At 56.9% G+C, this 2876-nt stretch carries 2 rRNA genes; both read left to right on the forward strand.

Annotation, left to right across the window (positions count from 1 at the left end):
- Nucleotides 1-2670: ribosomal RNA gene (locus AC067N_RS38830) — 23S ribosomal RNA — on the forward strand; the annotation flags it as partial.
- A gap of 89 nt (nt 2671-2759) precedes the next feature.
- A 5S ribosomal RNA gene (gene rrf, locus AC067N_RS38835) occupies nt 2760-2876 on the forward strand.

Here is a 2876-nt window from a genome sequence, read left to right on the forward strand (position 1 = left end):
CCCAAGTAGCACGGGGCCCGAGAAATCCCGTGTGAATCTGGCGGGACCACCCGCTAAGCCTAAATATTCCCTGGTGACCGATAGCGGATAGTACCGTGAGGGAATGGTGAAAAGTACCGCGGGAGCGGAGTGAAATAGTACCTGAAACCGTGTGCCTACAAGCCGTGGGAGCGTCGCGTTGAGTGCTTGCACTCAACGTCGTGACTGCGTGCCTTTTGAAGAATGAGCCTGCGAGTTTGCGGTGTGTTGCGAGGTTAACCCGGGTGGGGTAGCCGTAGCGAAAGCGAGTCCGAATAGGGCGTTTGAGTAGCACGCTCAAGACCCGAAGCGGAGTGATCTAGCCATGGGCAGGTTGAAGCGGAGGTAAGACTTCGTGGAGGACCGAACCCACCAGGGTTGAAAACCTGGGGGATGACCTGTGGTTAGGGGTGAAAGGCCAATCAAACTCCGTGATAGCTGGTTCTCCCCGAAATGCATTTAGGTGCAGCGTCGTGTGTTTCTTGCCGGAGGTAGAGCACTGGATAGGCGATGGGCCCTACCGGGTTACTGACCTTAGCCAAACTCCGAATGCCGGTAAGTGAGAGCGCGGCAGTGAGACTGTGGGGGATAAGCTCCATGGTCGAGAGGGAAACAGCCCAGAGCATCGACTAAGGCCCCTAAGCGTACGCTAAGTGGGAAAGGATGTGGAGTCGCAGAGACAACCAGGAGGTTGGCTTAGAAGCAGCCACCCTTGAAAGAGTGCGTAATAGCTCACTGGTCTAGTGATTCCGCGCCGACAATGTAGCGGGGCTCAAGCGTACCGCCGAAGTCGTGTCATTGCGATATGTACCCCCAACGGGGATCGTGATGGGTAGGGGAGCGTCGTCTGCCGGGTGAAGCAGCCGTGTAAGCGAGTTGTGGACGGTTGACGAGTGAGAATGCAGGCATGAGTAGCGATACAAACGTGAGAAACGTTTGCGCCGATTGACCAAGGGTTCCTGGGTCAAGCTGATCTGCCCAGGGTAAGTCGGGACCTAAGGCGAGGCCGACAGGCGTAGTCGATGGATAACCGGTTGATATTCCGGTACCCGCTGTGAAGCGTCAAACATCGAACCAGGCGATGCTAAGTCCGTGAAGCCGCCCCGGAGCCTTCGGGCAAAGGGGAGTGGTGGAGCCGACGAACCAGACTTGCAGTAGGTGAGTGATGGGGTGACGCAGGAAGGTAGTCCATCCCGGGCGGTGGTTGTCCCGGGGTAAGGGTGTAGGACGTCAGGTAGGTAAATCCGCCTGGCATTCGTCTGAGACCTGATGCCGAGCCGATTGTGGTGAAGTGGATGATCCTATGCTGTCGAGAAAAGCCTCTAGCGAGTTTCATGGCGGCCCGTACCCTAAACCGACTCAGGTGGTCTGGTAGAGAATACCGAGGCGTTCGGGTGAACTATGGTTAAGGAACTCGGCAAAATGCCCCCGTAACTTCGGGAGAAGGGGGGCCACGTCTGGTGATGAGCTTCGCGCTCTGAGCTGGGGGTGGCCGCAGAGACCAGCGAGAAGCGACTGTTTACTAAAAACACAGGTCCGTGCGAAGCCGTAAGGCGATGTATACGGACTGACGCCTGCCCGGTGCTGGAACGTTAAGGGGACCGGTTAGCTCACTTTCGGGTGGGCGAAGCTGAGAACTTAAGCGCCAGTAAACGGCGGTGGTAACTATAACCATCCTAAGGTAGCGAAATTCCTTGTCGGGTAAGTTCCGACCTGCACGAATGGCGTAACGACTTCTCGACTGTCTCAACCATAGGCCCGGTGAAATTGCACTACGAGTAAAGATGCTCGTTTCGCGCAGCAGGACGGAAAGACCCCGGGACCTTTACTACAGTTTGATATTGGTGTTCGGTTCGGCTTGTGTAGGATAGCTGGGAGACTTTGAAGCTCATACGCCAGTATGGGTGGAGTCGTCGTTGAAATACCAGTCTGGTCGTGCTGGATGTCTAACCCGGGTCCGTGATCCGGATCGGGGACAGTGTCTGATGGGTAGTTTAACTGGGGCGGTTGCCTCCTAAAGGGTAACGGAGGCGCCCAAAGGTTCCCTCAGCCTGGTTGGCAATCAGGTGGTGAGTGTAAGTGCACAAGGGAGCTTGACTGTGAGACCGACGGGTCGAGCAGGGACGAAAGTCGGGACTAGTGATCCGGCGGTGGCTTGTGGAAGCGCCGTCGCTCAACGGATAAAAGGTACCCCGGGGATAACAGGCTGATCTTCCCCAAGAGTCCATATCGACGGGATGGTTTGGCACCTCGATGTCGGCTCGTCGCATCCTGGGGCTGGAGTCGGTCCCAAGGGTTGGGCTGTTCGCCCATTAAAGCGGTACGCGAGCTGGGTTTAGAACGTCGTGAGACAGTTCGGTCCCTATCCGCTGTGCGCGTAGGAGTCTTGAGAAGGGCTGTCCCTAGTACGAGAGGACCGGGACGGACGAACCTCTGGTGTGCCAGTTGTTCTGCCAAGGGCATGGCTGGTTGGCTACGTTCGGGAGGGATAACCGCTGAAAGCATCTAAGCGGGAAGCCTGCTTCGAGATGAGGACTCCCACCTCCTATGAGAGGGTAAGGCTCCCAGTAGACGACTGGGTTGATAGGCCGGATCTGGAAGCACGGTAACGTGTGGAGGTGACCGGTACTAATAGGCCGAGGGCTTGTCCTCAGTTGCTCGCGTCCACTGTGTTGGTTCTGAAACCACGAACAACCCCGCGTTTGTCACAGAGCGTGGTGCGGTTGATTGTTTCATAGTGTTTCGGTGGTCATAGCGTGAGGGAAACGCCCGGTTACATTCCGAACCCGGAAGCTAAGCCTTACAGCGCCGATGGTACTGCAGGGGGGACCCTGTGGGAGAGTAGGACGCCGCCGAAC

The organism is Streptomyces sp. NPDC042364 (assembly GCF_056437585.1).